The 18,317-nt window shown below is 65.8% G+C and carries 17 protein-coding genes; 4 read left to right on the top strand and 13 right to left on the bottom strand.

Annotated elements, in window-relative coordinates; all coding sequences use genetic code 11:
* Nucleotides 1-51: 51 nt before the first annotated feature.
* Nucleotides 52-1,206, bottom strand: coding sequence for an anhydro-N-acetylmuramic acid kinase (locus BG83_RS0110235; RefSeq protein ID WP_024976636.1), 1,155 nt, complete (start codon nt 1,204-1,206; stop codon nt 52-54).
* A 175-nt stretch (nt 1,207-1,381) separates the two neighbouring features.
* On the opposite strand from BG83_RS0110235, the gene tyrS reads away from it, so the two are divergent.
* From tyrS to BG83_RS0110220, 3 genes are read left to right on the top strand one after another with little or no spacing between them, the layout of a single operon-like run.
* Nucleotides 1,382-2,647: a tyrosine--tRNA ligase gene (gene tyrS / locus BG83_RS0110230; protein WP_024976635.1), complete on the top strand. Its 1,266-nt coding sequence runs from the start codon at nt 1,382-1,384 to the stop codon at nt 2,645-2,647.
* The gene (gene dtd, locus BG83_RS0110225; protein ID WP_024976634.1) at nt 2,644-3,156 is read left to right on the top strand and encodes a D-aminoacyl-tRNA deacylase; all 513 of its coding nucleotides are present in this window, start codon (nt 2,644-2,646) and stop codon (nt 3,154-3,156) included. The genes tyrS and dtd overlap by 4 nt, the downstream gene beginning before the upstream one ends.
* A 19-nt stretch (nt 3,157-3,175) precedes the next feature.
* On the top strand, nt 3,176-3,856 hold the full coding sequence (locus BG83_RS0110220) for a histidine phosphatase family protein (protein ID WP_024976633.1): 681 nt from the start codon (nt 3,176-3,178) through the stop codon (nt 3,854-3,856).
* Here BG83_RS0110220 and BG83_RS0110215 read toward each other — a convergent pair.
* The 11 genes from BG83_RS0110215 to BG83_RS0110165 all read right to left on the bottom strand — a co-directional run bounded on the left by BG83_RS0110215 (nt 3,853) and on the right by BG83_RS0110165 (nt 15,334).
* A complete protein-coding gene (locus BG83_RS0110215; protein WP_024976632.1) occupies nt 3,853-4,569 on the bottom strand; it encodes a queuosine precursor transporter in 717 nt (238 codons plus the stop codon). The two genes, BG83_RS0110220 and BG83_RS0110215, sit on opposite strands and share 4 nt — an antisense overlap.
* 23 nt (nt 4,570-4,592) lie before the next feature.
* Nucleotides 4,593-5,666, bottom strand: coding sequence for a Holliday junction branch migration DNA helicase RuvB (gene ruvB / locus BG83_RS0110210; RefSeq protein ID WP_024976631.1), 1,074 nt, complete (start codon nt 5,664-5,666; stop codon nt 4,593-4,595).
* 63 nt (nt 5,667-5,729) lie between these two features.
* Nucleotides 5,730-6,311 carry a Holliday junction branch migration protein RuvA gene (gene ruvA, locus BG83_RS0110205; protein WP_012761185.1) on the bottom strand — a complete coding sequence of 194 codons (582 nt, stop codon included), beginning with the start codon at nt 6,309-6,311 and terminating at the stop codon, nt 5,730-5,732.
* 100 nt (nt 6,312-6,411) lie between these two features.
* Nucleotides 6,412-7,554, bottom strand: a complete 1,143-nt coding sequence (locus BG83_RS0110200; RefSeq protein ID WP_024976630.1) for a glycerophosphodiester phosphodiesterase — start codon at nt 7,552-7,554, stop codon at nt 6,412-6,414.
* Between the two features lie 79 nt (nt 7,555-7,633).
* Entirely contained in the window at nt 7,634-8,179 is a 546-nt protein-coding gene (gene ruvC, locus BG83_RS0110195; protein WP_024976629.1) for a crossover junction endodeoxyribonuclease RuvC, read from the bottom strand.
* A gap of 93 nt (nt 8,180-8,272) precedes the next feature.
* Complete coding sequence (gene purH / locus BG83_RS0110190; protein ID WP_024976628.1) at nt 8,273-9,847, bottom strand: bifunctional phosphoribosylaminoimidazolecarboxamide formyltransferase/IMP cyclohydrolase; 1,575 nt, start codon at nt 9,845-9,847, stop codon at nt 8,273-8,275.
* A 96-nt stretch (nt 9,848-9,943) separates the two neighbouring features.
* Nucleotides 9,944-10,177: a Fis family transcriptional regulator gene (locus BG83_RS0110185; RefSeq protein ID WP_024976627.1), complete on the bottom strand. Its 234-nt coding sequence runs from the start codon at nt 10,175-10,177 to the stop codon at nt 9,944-9,946.
* Nucleotides 10,174-11,241 (bottom strand): tRNA dihydrouridine synthase DusB, encoded by a 1,068-nt coding sequence (gene dusB / locus BG83_RS0110180; RefSeq protein WP_024976626.1) that lies wholly within the window; start codon nt 11,239-11,241, stop codon nt 10,174-10,176. Before dusB ends, BG83_RS0110185 begins: the two co-directional genes overlap by 4 nt.
* Nucleotides 11,242-11,435: 194 nt before the next feature.
* Nucleotides 11,436-12,719, bottom strand: coding sequence for an NAD(P)/FAD-dependent oxidoreductase (locus tag BG83_RS0110175; RefSeq protein ID WP_024976625.1), 1,284 nt, complete (start codon nt 12,717-12,719; stop codon nt 11,436-11,438).
* Nucleotides 12,720-12,722: 3 nt separating this feature from the next.
* Nucleotides 12,723-13,958 carry a UbiH/UbiF/VisC/COQ6 family ubiquinone biosynthesis hydroxylase gene (locus BG83_RS0110170; protein ID WP_024976624.1) on the bottom strand — a complete coding sequence of 412 codons (1,236 nt, stop codon included), beginning with the start codon at nt 13,956-13,958 and terminating at the stop codon, nt 12,723-12,725.
* Nucleotides 13,955-15,334 carry an aminopeptidase P N-terminal domain-containing protein gene (locus BG83_RS0110165; protein ID WP_024976623.1) on the bottom strand — a complete coding sequence of 460 codons (1,380 nt, stop codon included), beginning with the start codon at nt 15,332-15,334 and terminating at the stop codon, nt 13,955-13,957. The genes BG83_RS0110170 and BG83_RS0110165 overlap by 4 nt, the downstream gene beginning before the upstream one ends.
* Before the next feature lie 227 nt (nt 15,335-15,561).
* Between BG83_RS0110165 and BG83_RS0110160 the strand changes: the two genes are divergently transcribed.
* On the top strand, nt 15,562-17,619 hold the full coding sequence (locus BG83_RS0110160; RefSeq protein ID WP_024976622.1) for a putative bifunctional diguanylate cyclase/phosphodiesterase: 2,058 nt from the start codon (nt 15,562-15,564) through the stop codon (nt 17,617-17,619).
* A 4-nt stretch (nt 17,620-17,623) separates the two neighbouring features.
* Here BG83_RS0110160 and murU read toward each other — a convergent pair whose 3' ends face one another.
* The gene (gene murU / locus BG83_RS0110155) at nt 17,624-18,316 is read right to left on the bottom strand and encodes an N-acetylmuramate alpha-1-phosphate uridylyltransferase MurU (protein WP_024976621.1); all 693 of its coding nucleotides are present in this window, start codon (nt 18,314-18,316) and stop codon (nt 17,624-17,626) included.
* Between the last annotated feature and the right edge of the window lies 1 nt (nt 18,317).

Genomic DNA, 18,317 nt, shown 5'->3' with positions numbered 1-18,317 from the left:
AAAGAAAAAGCGCACTTCGGTGCGCTTTTTTGTTGCCTGCAAATTGTGCGCTCAAGCGGGGTAGATTGCGCCGAGGATGCGATCGCCCGATGCGCCGGTCGCGGTATGCAGATTGCCGTGGGCACGGAGCATGCACTGGCGCGCGAGCCATGCGAAAGCGAGGGCCTCCACCTGATGCGCGGGCACGCCGTAGTCATCTGTCGGAGCGACTCGCACGCCCGGCAATTGCTGCGCGATACGTGCCATGAGCGCGCCATTGCGGGCGCCGCCACCGCAGACCAGCAGTGACGCGGCCTGCGGCGCATGGGCACGTACGGCATCGGTGATGGTGTCGGCGGTGAGGGCGAGCAGCGTCGCTTGAACATCTTCAGGGCGCGCGGCGTTCAGCGCATCGCCGAGGGTTTGTTGCAGCCACGCCGGGTTGAACAGGTCGCGGCCGGTGCTCTTGGGCGGTGGCGCTGCAAAGAACGGCTCGGCCTTGAGACGCGCGAGGAGCGTTTCGTCGATACGCCCAGTGCGGGCCCAGGCGCCGTCGGCGTCGTAGCGGGTGTCGCGGTGCCTGTGAACCCAGTAGTCCATCAGCGCGTTGCCGGGGCCGCAGTCGAAGCCGAGTACGGCGTTGCGCGCGTCGGGGGCTTGCGGCGGCACGACGGTGAGGTTGGCGATGCCCCCGATGTTGCAGACCACACGCCACGCATCAGGCAGGCCGAACAGCGCGCGATGCAGCGCTGGTACGAGCGGTGCGCCCTGGCCGCCGGCGGCGATGTCGCGACTGCGAAAATCGGCAATGACGTCGATGCCGGTGCGTTCAGCCAATACCGCCGGGTGCTGGGTTTGGCGCGTGTAGCCGATGCCATCATGCGTGCCGGGCTGATGACGAATCGTCTGCCCATGGGCGCCGATGGCCCGCACGTCGTGCACGGCCAGACCGGTGGCAGCGAGCAGTTGGGCAACGCAGTCGGCGTAGACCATGGCCAGCGCGTTGGCGGCCAGGGCCTCGCGATGGATCTCGTCGGGGCCGGCGTGTTGCAGGTCAAGAAAGCGCTGGCGCAGTTCGGGCGAGAAGGGCACGTAGGCGTCGGCGAGGACGGTCGGGTGTTCGCCGGAAAAGTCCGCCAGAACGCCGTCGACACCGTCCAGGCTGGTGCCCGACATCAAGCCGATGTAGCGATCGGTGGAGAGTGCGGTGTGGTCAGGATGGCTCATGCGCGACAGCTTACCAGCGCAATGGCGGGCCAAACGGACACATCACGGTAAAATCCCGGGATTGCGCGGCCGGCACGTTTCAATCGATGTCGGCCATCGTGCACGCACCGTTTCCCCGATTGTTGATTCGTTCGCGCCGTTTTCCATGTGCGGCGCGGTGACCTTTCTTTTTGCCATGACTGCACCTGACACTTCCGCCGCCTCCGATAACGCCACGCCGGCCAAACCCAAGTACCCGGTGACCCCGGAGGTGGCGCACGCAATGGAAGTGTCGCTGCGCGGCTGCGACGAACTGTTGATTGCTGCCGAATGGGAGCAGAAGCTAGCCAAGAGCGCCGCGACCGGCGTGCCGCTGCGCATCAAGCTGGGCCTGGATCCGACGGCGCCCGATATCCACATCGGCCACACCGTGGTGCTCAACAAGATGCGTCAGTTGCAAGACCTGGGGCATCAGGTGATCTTCCTGATCGGCGATTTCACCTCGACGATCGGTGACCCGTCCGGCCGCAATGCCACGCGCCCGCCGCTCACGCGCGAGCAAATCGAGACCAACGCGCAGACTTATTACCGTCAGGCCAGCATGGTGCTGGACCCGAGCAAGACCGAAATTCGCTACAACAGCGAATGGTGCGACCCGCTGGGCGCGCGCGGCATCATCCAGCTTGCCGCCAAGTACACCGTCGCCCGCATGATGGAGCGTGACGACTTTACCAAGCGCTACAAGGCTGGCGTGCCGATCTCGGTGCACGAATTCCTCTATCCGCTGATGCAGGGTTACGACTCGGTCGCGCTCAAGTCCGACCTGGAACTCGGCGGCACCGATCAGAAGTTCAACCTGCTGGTCGGCCGCGAATTGCAGAAGGAATACGGCCAGGAGCCGCAGTGCATCTTGACCATGCCGTTGCTGGTTGGCCTGGACGGCGTAGAGAAGATGTCCAAGTCCAAGGGCAACTACGTCGGTATCAGTGAGGCGCCGAACGAGATGTTCGGCAAGCTGATGAGCATCTCCGACGACCTGATGTGGACGTACTACACGCTGCTGTCGTTCCGCCCGCTGGCCGAGATCGATTTGATGAAGGCGGAGATCGCGCTGGGCCGCAACCCGCGCGATTGCAAGGTGCTGCTGGCGCAGGAGATCGTCGCGCGCTTCCACAGCCAGGCCGATGCCGAACGCGCGCTGGAAGACTTCAATCACCGCGCACGCGGCGGTGTGCCGGACGATATCCCGCAGATTGAGCTGGCAGGCGCGCCACTGGGCATTGCGCAACTGCTCAAGCAGGCTGGGCTCTGCCCGTCCACGTCGGATGCCAACCGCAACATCGAACAGGGCGGCGTGAAGATCGACGGCACCGTCGTCAGCGACAAGGGCCTGAAGGTGGAGGCAGGCACCTTCGTCATGCAGGTCGGCAAGCGTCGCTTTGCGCGCGTGGTGCTGAAGTGATTGGACTGATCCAGCGTGTGTCTGAAGCGGCTGTCCGGGTGGACGGCCGCGTCGTTGGCGAGATCGGCCCGGGCCTGCTCGCGCTTGTCTGTGCCGAGCGGGGGGACACCGCCGCCGAGGCAGATCGTCTGCTGGAGAAGCTGCTCAACTACCGCGTGTTCTCCGACGCGCAGGGCAAGATGAACCTGCCCGTGCGCAACATCGACGGCAACGGGCAGGCCGGTGGCTTGCTGGTGGTATCGCAGTTCACGCTGGCGGCCGATACCAAGTCTGGCACGCGGCCGAGCTTCACACCCGCGGCTGCGCCGGAAGATGGCCGCCGCCTGTACGACCACTTCGTGGCGCGCGCCCGTGCGCAGCACCCCATCGTGGCGACCGGCGAGTTTGGCGCCGACATGAAGGTGTCGCTGGTCAACGATGGTCCGGTCACATTCTGGCTGCAGATCGCGCCGCAAGCCGCGCCGTCTGTCGCAAAAGCGGCCACGCCGGAAGCGGCCAAATCTGTCTGATTCGCTCGGGAACCCTGTGATGTCACGCGCCGCCACCATCCCTCTGCCGATGCCGCAGATCACCCACATCGTGCTCATCCGCCACGGCGAGACCGACTGGAACCGTGAGCGCCGCCTGCAAGGCCAGCTCGACGTGCCGCTGAACATGCAAGGGCTGGAGCAAGCGGCGCAGCTTGGCAAGGCACTGGCGCGCGAGCGGTTCGATGCGGTCTATGCGAGCGATCTGTCGCGCGCCAGGCAGACGGCGCAGGCGCTTGCAGATGAAGTGGGTGTGACGGTGCGTGACGACGCCGGTTTGCGCGAGCGCTGCTATGGCGAGTTTGAAGGCCTCACCTACGCTGAAGTCGCCGCACAGCATCCGGCCGACTTTGATGCCTGGCAAAACCGCGTGCCCGAGTTCGCCCCGCCTGGCGGCGAGACGCTGACTGAATTCCACGAACGTGCGGTCGAGACTGCGCTTCGCCTGATCCGTCGCCACCCCGGCGAGCGCATCGCGCTGGTTAGCCACGGCGGCGTGCTCGATTGCCTGTATCGCCGGGCCAACGCCATGACGCTCACCGAGCCGCGCCAGCATGAACTGCGCAACGCGAGCATCAACCGGCTTTCATCCGATGGCCATCAACTGACTGTACTGCAATGGGGGGATGTCGCGCACCTGGATCTGCTGGTGCTCGACGAGGTGGACCGCCGCGTTCCCTAAACCTTCAGCCGGAATGGCGTGAAGTTGGTGTCGCGGTCGTAGTAGTCTTCGTGCTCGACGCGTTTGAGGAAGGCGACGACCCGGTAGGTAAGGGGCGTCGCCACGACCTCCCAGCCGGTCTTGAGGATGTATTGCGCGATGGCCACGCGAAGCACCTGCTGGTGGGGCCAGATCCCGTAGAAGGCGATCACGTAGAACAGCGAAGAATCCACTGCCTCGCCCACCACCGTGGACCCAATAAGGCGCGTCCACAGCCATTTTCCTTCCGTAGCGATTTTCATCTTCGCCAGCGTGTAGCTGTTGGCAAAGCTGCCGCACCAGAACGCAATGAGCGACCCGGCGACGATGCGGGGGGTGTTGCCGAACACGTCGTTCAGGCTCTTCTGGTAGTCCGCCATGAATGGCGCTACTGGCAGCGCCAGCACGACCAGCGACATGAACGACGCGAAGATCAGTGCGGCAAAACCCGCCCACACCACACGCCGGTCGCGCCCGTAGCCGTACACCTCGGTGAGGATGTCGCCGAAGATGTATGAGATCGGGAAGAAAAGCACACCAGCGCCAAAGGTGACCGGCCCGATGATCGGCAGCGTGACCTGCGCCGCCTTGGCCGCGCCGATCAGGTTGGAACACAGCAGTACCGTCACGAAGGCCGCCATGACGAAGTCGTAGTAGCGGAACGTGCGGTTCGGGTGGCGCGGGGCGGCGGACATGTCGGGGCGGTCCGGGTGGGCGTTTATTGGTTGTCGTCCCAGAGATCGCGTACGGGGCCGCTCTTGGGGGCGCCCAGCCCGAAGTGCTGGTACGCCGAAGCCGTGGCGATACGACCACGGGGAGTGCGCTGCAGGTAGCCTTGCTGGATGAGGTAGGGCTCGAGTACGTCCTCGATCGTGTCGCGCTCCTCGCCGATGGCGGCCGCCAGGTTGTCGATGCCGACCGGGCCGCCGTTGAACTTGTGCAGGATCGCTTCGAGCAGCCTGCGATCCATCAGGTCGAAGCCGACCGCATCCACATCGAGCATGGCCAGGGCGGCATCGGCCACTTCGCGGGTGATGATGCCATCGGCCTTGACCTCGGCATAGTCACGCACGCGGCGGAGCAGGCGGTTGGCGATACGCGGCGTGCCGCGCGAGCGCTTGGCAATTTCCAGCGCGCCTTCATCCACGATATGAGCGTTCAGCAGGCCCGACGAGCGCGTGACGATCTTTGCCAGCTCGGCAGGCGTATAGAACTCCAACCGCGCAACGATGCCGAAGCGGTCGCGCAGCGGGTTGGTCAGCATACCGGCGCGCGTCGTGGCGCCCACCAGCGTGAACGGCTGCAGATCGAGCTTGACCGAGCGCGCCGCCGGGCCCTCGCCGATCATGATGTCGATCTGGTAGTCCTCCAGCGCCGGGTACAGGATTTCCTCCACCACGGGCGAGAGCCGATGAATCTCGTCGATGAAGAGGACGTCGTTGGCTTCGAGGTTCGTGAGCAACGCGGCCAGGTCGCCCGGGCGTTCCAGCACGGGGCCGGAGGTCTGGCGCAGGTTGACGCCCATCTCGCGCGCGATGATGTGCGCCAGCGTCGTCTTGCCCAGGCCCGGCGGGCCGAACAGCAGCACGTGGTCCAGTGCTTCGCTGCGGTTCTTGGCCGCGGTCATGAAGATGTCGAGCTGGCCGCGCACCTTTTCCTGGCCGACGTATTCGTCAAGCAGCTTGGGGCGCAGCGCGCGCTCGAACGCCTCCTCGTTGGGGGAGGCGGGGGAGGCTGAGATGATGCGCTCAGCAGAGACAGCCTTGGCGGCGAGCTTGTCGGTTTCGATCATGACGGGCAGACGGCGCCGGGAAGGCGCGAGCAGGCCATTCTACCGTCTCGCCGCGCCCGGGCGTCAGCCTTTGGACAGCGCCTTGAGCGCCAGCTTGATCCCCTCGGACACGCCCGTGCCGGCCGGCACCTGCTTGATGGCGAGGGCCGCTTCCTTGTCTGAGTACCCAAGCGCCAGCAGGGCGTTGAGCACGTCGACCGCGTCGTCCGACACAGCTGGGCCGCCGGGCACCGCACCCAGGTCGGCGCCGAGCTTGCCCTTGAGTTCGAGCAGCAGACGCTCCGCCGTCTTCTTGCCGATGCCCGGAATGCGCGTCAGCCGCCCGGCTTCCTGCAGCGTGACGGCCTGCGCGAGTTCGGCCACCGACATGCCCGACAGCACCGCCAGCGCAATGCGGGCGCCGATGCCCGAAATTTTGATGAGCTGGCGGAAGGTTTCGCGCTCGGCGGCGGTGCCGAAACCGTAGAGCAGGTGCGCATCCTCGCGCACGATCTGCTGCGTCAGCAGGACGACCTTCTCGCCAGTCGCGGGCAGGTTGTAGAACGTGCTCATCGGCACGTCGATCTCGTAGCCGACGCCGTGGCAATCGACCAGCAGGTGCGGCGGGTTCTTTTCGATCAGCGTCCCGGCAATGCGTCCGATCATGGGTGGGGTTCCTCCTCCAAAACGGGACGCAGTGTAGCCCAAACCTACTGTGCGGCCCGATCCTGGCTCGGCCGCTCGCTACGGTTCCGATGCGCGAAGACTAGCGCGTGAAGGTCGACACGGCTTGCCGCCCGACGGCAGGATCGTCGGTGAAGAAGCCGTCGACGCCCGCACGCAGGAATGCCTGGATCTCGGTGATCGAGCCGTTGACGTTGCGCGTGTTGTCGGCACCGCTGCGCAGCGACGGCGGCAGGAAGGTGTTCTCGGGGCGGAACGTGTACGGGTGGACGACCAGCCCTGCGTTGTGCGCGTTGCGGATCAGGTCGGTCGGATCGGTGAGTCGGCCGTTCGCATCCAGGCCCATGATGCTGCTCTTGTCAGGGCCGACACCGTTGGCATACGCGGCGATGTCGCGCATGCCCTGGCTGGTCATCATGTCGCCGAACGTGCGGCTGTCTTTGGCGACCACAAAGTCGTAGGGCTGCCGGCTGGATGTGCCCATCAATTGCACGAGCTTCCAATTGGGCTGGCTGCTGCCGATCTTGTTGCGAATGGCCTTGAGATTGGCGACTTCGAACGACTGGATGTAGACCGTCGTGCGGCTGGCCGTGAAGGCATCGCGGCGTAGGCCGTCGATCAGCCTGTCTTCCAGCGGCAGGCCGATCGACTGAAAGTACGTCGGATGTTTCGTCTCGGGATAGATGCCGATGTTGCGGCCGAGCTTGGCGGATTGGTCACGCGCCAGCGCGATGATCTCGTCCAGCGAGGGAATGTCGAACTGATCGTTGTACGCGACGTTGTCGGGACGGATGCTCGGGATGCGTTCGCGTGCGCGCAGCGTTTTCAATTCACCCAGCGTGAAGTCTTCGGTGAACCAGCCGGTGACGCTCTGGCCATCGATCGTCTTGGTGGTCTTGCGGCCGGCAAACGCCGCCACGTCGGCCACGTTGGTTGTGCCGGAGATTTCGTTCTCGTGGCGTGCAACCAGCACACCGTCTTTGGTGGATACGAGATCCGGCTCGATGATGTCCGCGCCGTCGTCGATGGCCTTCTGGTAGGAGGCCAGCGTGTGCTCGGGCCGCAATGCAGGCGCACCGCGGTGGCCGATCACCTGGACGGTGGCGATGGGCGTGGTGTTGCCCCCGCCGCTGCCACCACCGTGGTTATATTCCAGTCGGCAGGCCGACAAGGCCAGGGAGGCACTCAAAAAGAACGGGCTCAGCAGGATGAGACGGCGCAGCATCGGGGTCTCCTGAAGACGGATACCCCGCATGGTAGTCGCCGTGTGTGCGTGCAGCTACCTGCCGTCTTCAAGAATCCTGTCAGCCAACGAGGCGCCCGCGCCGCACGCGCAAGCCCTTTTGCGCAAGCTGCGGCGCCAGCCCGGCCATGGCAGCCAGCGTCTCGCCGCCGTGCGCATGACAGATTGCCACGCCCAGCGCGTCAGACGCATCCGCCCCGGGTTTGCCTTCGAGGTTGAGTAGGCGCACGACCATTTCCTGCACCTGGTCCTTGTTGGCGCGGCCGTAGCCGACCACGGCCTGCTTCAGTTGCAGCGCGGTGTATTCGAACACCGGCAGGTTGCCGCTCATCAGGCCGCAGATCACCGCGCCGCGGGCCTGGCCCAGCAGCAGCGTCGATTGCGGGTTGACGTTGACGAACACCTTTTCGATGGAAGCGCAGTCCGGCTGGTAGGTGCTCACCAGTTCAGAGACGCCGTCGTACAGCGTCTTCAGGCGGCTGGGCAGGTCGGCATTGCCGTTGCTCTTGATCGTGCCCGAGGCCACGTAGACGAGCTTGTGGCCGTGCCGTTCGAGCACGCCAAAACCCGTGGTGCGAAGGCCGGGGTCGATGCCGAGGATGCGCATGAAGGAGGTAGGCAGAAATGGAAACGGGGCAAGGCGCCAGTTTACGCCTTGCCCCGTTTGTTCGTCGCGTGGACGGTGCTGTTTGGTGAGCGATTAGTGGCGGAAGTGGCGGGTGCCCGTGAAGATCATCGCCACGTTGCGCTCGTCGGCGGCGGCGATCACTTCATCGTCGCGCACCGAGCCGCCCGGCTGGATTACGCACGAGGCGCCGGCATCGACCACCACGTCCAGACCGTCGCGGAACGGGAAGAACGCATCGGACGCCACGGCCGAACCGGCCAGCGTCAGGCCTGCGTTCTGCGCCTTGATGCTGGCGATGCGTGCGGAGTCCACGCGGCTCATCTGGCCGGCGCCCACGCCCAGCGTCATGCCGCCGCCGCAGAAAACGATGGCGTTCGACTTGACGAACTTGGCGACGCGCCAAGCGAACATCAGGTCGTCCATTTCCTTCGGGGTCGGGTGGCGCTTGGTGACGACGCGCAACTCGCTCGGCTGCACGTTCTTGGCGTCCGGGCTCTGCACCAGCAGGCCGCCGCCAACGCGTTTGAAGTCATACGCGTTCACGCCCTTGCCGAGCGGAATTTCCAGTACGCGGACGTTTTGCTTGGCGGCAAATACGGCACGCGCACCTTCCGAGAAGCCCGGGGCGATCAGCACTTCCACGAACTGCTTGGCGACGATCTGCGCTGCGGCTTCATCCAGCGGCACGTTGAAGGCGATGATGCCGCCGAAAGCCGAGGTCGAATCGGTCTTGAAGGCCTTCTCATACGCTTCTTGCGCGGTACCGCCGATGGCCACGCCGCACGGGTTCGCGTGCTTGATGATGACGCAGGCGGCGCCCTTGGCCGGATCGAACGACTTCACGCATTCCCACGCGGCATCGGCGTCGGCGATGTTGTTGTACGACAGTTCCTTGCCCTGCAGTTGCTTGTAGTTGGCGAGCGCGCCATCCACTGCCTTGAGGTCACGGTAGAAGGCGGCGGACTGGTGCGGGTTCTCGCCGTAGCGCATTTCCTGCACCTTGTCGAAGGCCAGGTTCAGCGTTTGCGGATAAGCGCTGCGCGTGCTGTGCGACTTGTCGGCGCCCAGGCTCGTCAGGTAATTCGTGATGGCGCCGTCGTACTGCGCGGTGTGCGCGAACACCTTCTTGGCCAGCATGAAGTTGGTCTCGTAGCCAACCGTGTTGTTGTTGGCCTGCATTTCGGCCAGCACGGTGGCGTAGTCGGCCGGATCAACGATGACGGTCACGTCGCGGTGGTTCTTGGCCGCCGAGCGCAGCATGGTCGGGCCGCCAATGTCGATGTTTTCGATGGCGTCGGCCAGCGAGCATTCGTCCTTGGCCACGGTTTGCTGGAACGGATACAGGTTCACCACCAGCAGGTCGATGGTCGGGATGCTGTGTTCGGCCAGCGCGGCCATGTGCTCGGGCAAGTCGCGGCGGGCGAGGATGCCGCCGTGCACCTTCGGGTGCAGCGTCTTGACGCGGCCGTCGAGCATTTCCGGAAAGCCCGTGTAATCCGCCACTTCCGTCACGGGCAGGCCGGACTCGGCGAGCAGCTTGGCGGTACCGCCGGTGGAGAGGAGCTTGACGCCGCGCTCGTGCAGGGCACGGGCAAAGTCGACGATGCCGGTCTTGTCGGAAACGGAAAGCAGGGCTTGCTGGATCATGGTGGAAACGCCGGTGGGCGGGTGTGGCGCTGGGTTTGCCGAACTGGCAGGAGGCGCCGTCAGAAAGGAAATCGGTTCAAAGGCCGGCCTGCGACCTCAGATGAGGCCGTGCTGCTGCAACTTCTTGCGCAGCGTGTTTCGGTTGATGCCGAGGTAGTCGGCCGCCTGCGACTGGTTGTTGGAAGCCCATCCCATCACGGTTTCCAGGAGCGGCCGTTCAATGGCCTGCAGCACCATGTCGTAGACATTGGACGGGTTCTCGCCGTCCAGGTCACGGTAATACGCATCCAGGCTGTCGCGGATGCAACGTTCGATCGGATTGCGGCTCATGCGGCAAGCAGTTCCTTGTTATTGTCGTTGTTGCCCGTCGTGGGGTGGTCGCCACCGCTGGCTTGGTCTTCGTAGACCAGACGGTCGGACAGCGCACGCTGCTCGTCGAAGAACGCATTGACGGCGGCCAACTGGGCCGCGGTGTCCTCGATGGTGTTCATGCGGTGGCGGAACAGGTTGGCCCCCGCCAACCCGCGCGTGTACCAGGCGATGTGCTTGCGTGCGGTGCGCACGCCGGTGTATTCGCCATAGAACGCGTAGTGCTCTTCCAGATGTGCATTCATGATGCCGCGAATCTCTTCCACTTCCGGCGCGGGCAGCAACGTGCCGGTTTGCAGGAAGTGGGAAATCTCGCGGAACAGCCACGGGCGCCCCTGCGCCGCGCGGCCGATCATGATGGCGTCCGCTCCGGTCACGGCCAGCACGTGCTTGGCCTTGGCCGGCGTGGTGATGTCGCCGTTGGCCACCACTGGAATGCGCACCGACGCCTTGACCGCGGCGATGGTGTCGTATTCAGCATCACCGTGGTACAGATCTGCCCGTGTGCGACCGTGCACGGTCAGCATGCTGATACCGGCATCCTGCGCAATGCGCGCCACGCTCAATGCGTTGCGGTGTTCGCGGTCCCACCCGGTGCGGATCTTCAGCGTTACGGGCACGCGATCGCCCACTGCGCCCACCACGGCCTCGACAATGCGCTGGACCAGCGGCTCGTTCTGCAGCAGCGCAGAACCGGCGGCCACGTTGCACACTTTCTTGGCCGGGCAGCCCATGTTGATGTCGATGATTTGCGCGCCGCGATCGACGTTGTAGCGCGCGGCCTCGGCCATCATCATCGGCTCAGCGCCGGCAATCTGCACGGCGATCGGCTCGACCTCGCCCGTGTGGTTGGCGCGCCGCATCGTCTTCTCGCTTTTCCACAATTGCGCGTTGGACGCGACCATCTCGGACACCGCATAGCCCGCGCCCAGCCGTTTGCACAGCTGACGGAACGGGCGGTCCGTCACACCCGCCATGGGGGCGACGAACAGGTTGTTGCGGAGGGTATGCGGTCCGATCTGCAAGGCTGCGAGGAAGAAGCGGCTGAAAGAAACGAAAAATCACCCCTTCCGCCCAGAGTCGAATGACGACCGGGCGGAGCGACGGGAGTGAAAAATGCGAGGACGGGATTTTACCGCCAAACCGCCGGATTGCCTAAATGTTGTGCACAAACTATGCGGCAGTGCGGTCGGCGGCGCGCTTCTTGCCGTGGCTGGCGTTACCGGAACCGTTGCAGGCCGTAGGCGCGGGCGTCGATGAAGGGCCTGCGCTCGCTGACCAGATCGGCGATGAGTCGGGCGGTGCCCGGCGCGCCCGTCATGCCCAGGTGGCCGTGCCCGAACGCGAAGAACACGTTGCGGTAGCGCTCCGAGCGGTCGATTGCGGGCAGGCTGTCGGGTAGAGAGGGACGATGGCCCATCCACTGGCTGTCGTCCGTGAAGCTGAGGCCGGGGAAGAGCTGCTGGCCCTGCTGCATGAGGATGCGCGCGCGGCGGTAATCGGGCGACGCGTCCAACCCGCCGATTTCCACGGTGCCGGCAATGCGCAAGCCGCCTTCCATGGGTGTGGCGATGAACTTGCGCTCGCAATCCATGATCGGCCGCGAGGGCTGCACGCTGGGCGCGCGCAGCGTGGCGTGATAGCCGCGCTCGGTGTCGAGCGGAATGCGGATGCCAGTAAGCTTGGCCCCCAGCCGCATCGACCACGCGCCCGCGCAGAGCACGAGCTTCGACACGGGCAGCGTGCCGCAATCGGTATGCAGCCGCGTCGGGCCGCCGTAGTCGCTTCGGCCGAATTCCACGTCCAACACCTTGCGGCGCAGGAAGGTGCCGCCCGCTGCGGCAAAGTTGGTCGCCAGGGTCTTGACCAGCCGTTCCGGATTGACGGTGAAGCCGTTGTCAGGCAGCAGCAGACCGGATTGGATGTCGGCGGCCAATGCGGGCTCCAGCTCGCGGGCTTCACCGGCGCTCAGGGCTTGCGAGCGCACGCCGGTGGCGTCGCGAATGGCTTGCGCCAGCACATCGCCCGAGGAGCGCGCCAGTGTGCGCCACACATACAAATGGCCACTCTGGCGGATCAGGCTGTCGTATTGCGCGGCGTCGAGCAGGTCGCGATAACCGGGGAAGGTCGCGCTGAAAAGACTCTCCAGCGGCTGCGCAGTCGCACGGGCCTGCGCCTCATTGCCTGCGAGTACCCATTGCAGCAGCCAGGGCAGCGCGCGCGGCAGATAGGGCCAACGCACCGTCAGCGGACCCATCGGATCGGCTAGCCACTTGGGCACCTGCTTGAGCATGCCGGGCAGCGCCATCGGCACGACCGATGCGACGCTCAGGCAGCCGGCATTGCCAAACGAGCAACCTTCGCCAATGCCGGCCTGATCGAGCAGCGTGACCTGATGGCCTTCACGTTGCAGTTGCAGCGCGCATGCTGTGCCGACAATGCCGGCGCCCACCACGGTGATCTGTTGGCGATCGCCCGCAGTGCTGGCCTCGGAAGTCGCCACGCGCTAGCCTCGCTGACCGAACATCATCTGCCGGGCCAGCCCGTGCTTGAGCGGTGGCAGGCATTCCAGCAGCGTAAGCGCCGCGCCGCGCAGATGCCCAAACGGCCGGCCCGGCACGGCAAACGCACGCGGCAGCAAATCGGTCAGGCCGATGGTGACGGCGCGGTCAAACGCGCGTTCGCGGGCGAAACGGGCGAGGGTGGCTGCCGTTGCCCCATCCCGAAGCGCGCGCGCCATCTCGAATGCATCGCGCAGGCCGAGGTTGAAGCCCTGGCCCGCCACGGGGTGGATCGTCTGCGCGGCATTGCCGATCGCGGCGACACGGCGGTCGACCGGAATGCGCTGGGCATGCAGCCCGAGCGCGAATGTGTGGCGCGGGCTGGCGTGCGTGAAGCGGCCCATGCGCTCGCCAAAGGCCGCGCCCAGTTCAGCGAGGAAGGCGTCGTCGGGCAACGCTGCGCGTCGGCGTGCTTCATCGGGTGCGCAGCACCAGACGAGCGCGTAGCCGGGCCCGTGCGTGTCATCCTGCGGCAGCAAAGCGAGTGGGCCGTCGGGTGTGAAGCGCTCCCACGCCCAGCCTTCCAGCGGCGCGCTGCAGCGCACGTGCGCGACGATGGCGGTTTGGCCGTAATCGCGGCGCCGCGCATGGGCGATGCCGCCTTCCTGCTTACGTGCGTCGTCGAACAAGCCGCCTTCGGCCTGGATGACGACTTCGGTTTCGATGGCCAGCGGATGACGTCCTTCGCGTAGCGCCCGCACGCGGGCCGGGGCGACGGTGCCGTCGGCGCGCGGCAGTTGCTCGACGCGCTCCACGGGTGTGTGGTCGTAGCGGGTGAGGCGCTTCGGGTGACGCTCCATCTGCGTGGCGAGTGCGGCGTTGAGCGCGGCGCTCAGGTCGCCGTATTGCACGACGTGGCCGAGCGCGGGGACGTCGTAGTCTTCACGGCGGATATGCGCCTGCCCGAAATGACCGCGCTGCGAGACATGAATGTGCGTGATGGGCGTGGCGCGCGTGGGCCAGCCGCCAATCTCCTGCAGCAGCACGCGCGAGCCATGCGAGAGCGCCAGCGAGCGCGGGTCTCGCGCGGCGGCTTCGGCATCGCGCGCATCGAACAGGGCGACGCGCCAGTCGGTGTCGCGCAGCAACCAGTTGGCCAGCGCCAGCCCGACAGGCCCCGCGCCGACGATGGCGACGTCGAAGTCCGGAGCAGCACTGCTTGCTGTGATGCTGTCGGTCATGCCTGGCTCCGCATCACCAGTTCGATTTCGTCTGGGGCTACGGGCACGTCGCGCGTGATGATTTCGCAGCCTTCGGGCGTGACGATGGCGTCGTCTTCAATGCGGATACCGATGTGCCAATATTTTTCCGGCACGCCGGGTGCGGGGCGCACGTAGATGCCGGGTTCGACGGTCAGCACCATGCCGGCCTCCAGCGGGCGCCATGGGCGTTCGCCTTCCGCAGGAGCGGCGGTGCCGGGCGTGCGGTATTCGCCCACGTCATGCACATCCATGCCGAGCCAGTGGCCGGTGCGGTGCATGTAGAACTGGCGGTACTGGCCTCCGGCGATCACGTCGTCGAGCGTGCCGACCGTGTTGCGGTCAAGCAGGCCGGTGTCGAGCATGCCTTGCGCCAGCACGCGCGTGGCAGCATCGTGCGGTACGTTGTACGGCACGCCGGGGCGCGTTTCGGCAAGGGCGGCTTCCTGCGCGGCAACCACAAGCGCATACAGCTCGCGTTGCGGGCCGGTGAAGCGGCCGTTCACGGGGAACGTGCGGGTGATGTCCGACGCGTAGCCGTCCAGCTCGCAGCCGGCGTCGATCAGGCACAGATCGCCGTCGCGCAGTTCGGCGTTGCCGGCGCGGTAGTGCAACACGCATGCGTTGGGGCCGGTGGCAACGATGGAGTTGTAGGCGACGCTTTGCGCCCCGTGGCGGCGGAATTCGTACAGCAGCTCGGCTTCGAGATGGTATTCACGCAGGCCGGCCCGCGAGGCCTGCATGGCGCGCACATGGGCCCCAGCGGAGATGCGCCCGGCGCGGCGCATGATGTCGAGTTCGTTCGGGTCTTTGAACAGGCGCAGCTCATCGAGGATGGCGCGCACGTCCAGCGCCTGGTGCGGCGAAGACACGCCCGCGCGGCCTTGCATGCGCACCGCGTCGAGCCAGCGGCGCATGCGGCGGTCGAACATGCCGCTTTCTGCCAGCGGATATGCCACGGCGGCGGCGTTGGCGAGCAGCTTGGGCAGCGTCGCGTCGATCTCTTCCACCGAGTGCGCCTCATCCAGGCCGAAGGCTTCCTTCGCGGCTTCGGGGCCGAAGCGGAAGCCGTCCCAGATCTCGCGCTCTTCATGCTTCGGGCGGCAGAACAGCACGCTGCGCGCGGGTGCACTGCCCGCGGGTACCACGATGGCGAGCACCGCTTCGGGCTCGGTAAAGCCGGTCAGGTAATAGAAGTAGCTGTCGTGCCGATAGGGGTAGTCGCTGTCGCGGTTGCGCATCGCTTCCGGTGCGGTCGGCACGATGGCGACCCCGCCACCCGCCGCGCGCAGCCACTGCACGACGCGCTCGCGGCGCTGGCGATAGGTCTGGAGGAAAGCGAGTTCGGTGGCGGACATGGCGTGTTTTCCAGCGGCAGAAAGGATGCGTGGATTGTAACGCCGCGCTTGGTGGGCATTCGGGGGAGGGGCATTGCCACACCCAAAAGGAGACTTGTGCGGTGCGGGCGGCCTCTCCTAAAGTCTCGGGCGGCCACCGCCGTTAATACTGATCTGTTTTGCATCCCGGTTGCGACCTCCGCCTGCAGTGGATTGGCCGCATTGGATCGGCCTGCCCAGGAGAACCGATGCTCGCCAGCAGTTACAACCCTCTTCTCGTCCTGCTTTCCCTCTTCGTGGCCATCCTGGCGTCGTATACGGCGCTGGATATGGCAGGACGTGTCGTCACCGCACAAGGTCGCGCGGCGTTGTGGTGGCTCACCGGCGGCGCATCGGCCATGGGGCTGGGCATCTGGTCGATGCACTTTGTCGGCATGCTGGCGCTGAACCTGCCGATCCCGGTTGGATATGACGTCGGGATCACGCTTACGTCGCTCGCCATCGGTATTGGGGCGTCGATGTTTGCGTTGTGGCTGGTCAGCCGACGTGATTTGCCGTGGCCGCGCCTGGCGGGCGGCGCACTGCTCATGGGTGCGGGCGTCGCGGGCATGCACTACACCGGCATGGCCGCGCTGCGCATGAACCCCGGCATCCAATACGACCCCGCGAGGTTTGCGCTGTCGATCGTGATTGCGGTGCTGGCCTCGGGCGTGGCGCTGTGGATCGCGTTCCGCCTGCGGCGGCAGTCGCGGCGCGTTCGCGCACTGCGTGCAGGTTCGGCGGTGGTGATGGGCGTGGCCATCGTCGGCATGCATTACATGGGCATGTCGGCGGCATCGTTTCCATTCGGCAGTGTGTGCGGGGCTGCGCACACCGGGGCGAGTGCCGAGTGGCTGGCGCTGGTCATCATCATCGTGACGCTGGCAGTGCTGGCCATCGCGCTGATCATCTCGGTGCTCGACTTGCGCATGGAGGCGCGCACCGCCTTGCTGGCGAACTCACTGGCCGCGGCCAACAAGGAGCTGGCCTACCTTGCGCTGCACGACAACCTGACCAAGCTTTCCAACCGCGTGCTGCTGGAAGACCGCCTGACCCAGGCGATCCGCACGGCTGAACGCGAGAAGCGCTGCTTCGCGCTCATGTTCATGGACCTGGATGGCTTCAAGGCAGTCAACGATGTCTATGGGCACCATGTGGGCGATCTGTTGCTGATCGACGTGGCACAGCGCATCGGCGCGCGGGTGCGCCAGCAGGACACCGTGGCGCGTGTGGGCGGCGATGAATTTGTTGTGCTCGCCTACGTGGACGATCCGGAAGACGCTGGCACCCTGGCCGACGCGCTGCTGGAAGTGGTGCGCGAGCCCTTCATGGCCGGCGGTCACGAACTGCGGGTGTCGACCAGCATCGGCATCGCGATCTACCCCGGCAACGGTGACAACCAACACGATCTGCTCACCAATGCCGATGCGGCGATGTATCACGCGAAGGGTTTGGGCCGGAACGCCTACAGTTTCTTCGAGCCCTCGATGAACGCCGACGTGCATCACCAGTTGCAGCTCGTGCAGGACTTGCGCCGCGCGGTCGAGCGGCATGAACTCGTGCTGCACTACCAGCCCAAGTTCAACGCGCCCAATGGGCCGATCATGGGCGTGGAGGCGCTGGTGCGCTGGCAGCATCCGCAGCGCGGTTTGGTGCCCGCCGATGAATTCATCCCGTTGGCCGAGAAGACCGGCCTCATCGTGCCGCTGGGCGCTTGGGTGCTGGACGAAGCCTGTCGCCAGATGGCGCAATGGCATCGCGAGGGGCGCACCGCGTGGACCGTCGCTGTGAATCTCTCCGCGCTGCAGTTTGGCCATGCCGCACTCATCGACACCGTGCGCGACACGCTCGCGCGCCATGCGCTGGACCCGCGCAGCCTGACGCTCGAGATTACGGAGTCGACCGCCATGCGCGATGTCGATGCGAGCCTGCAGATCCTGCAGCAGCTCGACGCGATGGGCGTGCGGATTTCGATCGACGATTTCGGCACAGGCTATTCGAGCCTGCTGTACCTCAAGCGTTTGCCTGCCAGCGAGTTGAAGATCGACCGCGGTTTTGTGCGCGATCTCGCGCACGACACGGAAGACGCGGCCATCGTCTCGGCCATCGTGGCGCTTGGCCAGACGCTGAACCTGCGCATCGTCGCGGAAGGTGTGGAGACGGCCGAGCAGCAGGCGTTCCTGACGCGGCTCGGCTGTCACTCGCTGCAGGGCTATCTGCTGGGCCGCCCGATGACGGCGGAATCACTGAGCGCCGCGATGGCGTAAGCGCTTAGCGCGCCGCAACTTCGGCGTCGAGCGCGGCCAGCTGGGCCGGCGTGCCGACGTTTTCCCAGCGGCCGTCGAAGCGCTCACCGGTGGCGCGGCCTTCTGCGATCGCCTGGTGGTACAGCGGCGTCATCGCCAGCCGCGTGCCGGCCGCGATGCCGGCAAACAGGCGCGTGTCGTACAAGCCGATGTTGCCGAACGTGAGGCGCTCGGGGCCGTCGGCGTGGAGCGTGCCTTCGTCATCCAGGGCGAAATCGCCGCGCACGTGGTAAGGCGGATTGGGCACCATCACCAGGTGCATGCTGGGCGCCGCTTGCGCGGCCATTGCCGGCGCCCGGTCCCGCAGTACGGCGTAGTCGTAATCGCAGAACACATCGCCGCTGACGGCAATGAATACGCTGTGCCCATCGCCGGCATGCAGCAGCGGCATGGCCTGGGCGACACCACCTGCGGTTTCCAACGCTTGCCCTTCCGGTGAATACGCGAGGCGCACGCCCCACGTGCTGCCATCCCCGAGCGTGGCTTCGATCTGCGCGCCGAGCCACGCGTGGTTGATGACAATGTCGCGCACGCCTGCCGCAGCCAGGCGCTCGATCTGCCAGACGATCAGCGGTTTGCCGCCCACGTTGAGCAGGGGCTTGGGCGTGTGGTCGGTCAGCGGGCGCATGCGGTCGCCGCGGCCCGCCGCAAAAATCATG

Origin of the sequence: Ralstonia pickettii, from assembly GCF_000607165.1 — a bacterium.
GTDB classification, from domain to species: Bacteria; Pseudomonadota; Gammaproteobacteria; order Burkholderiales; family Burkholderiaceae; genus Ralstonia; species Ralstonia holmesii.
The sequence above is the reverse complement of the archived record's forward strand: the minus strand, read 5'-3'. Positions and strand labels throughout refer to the sequence as shown.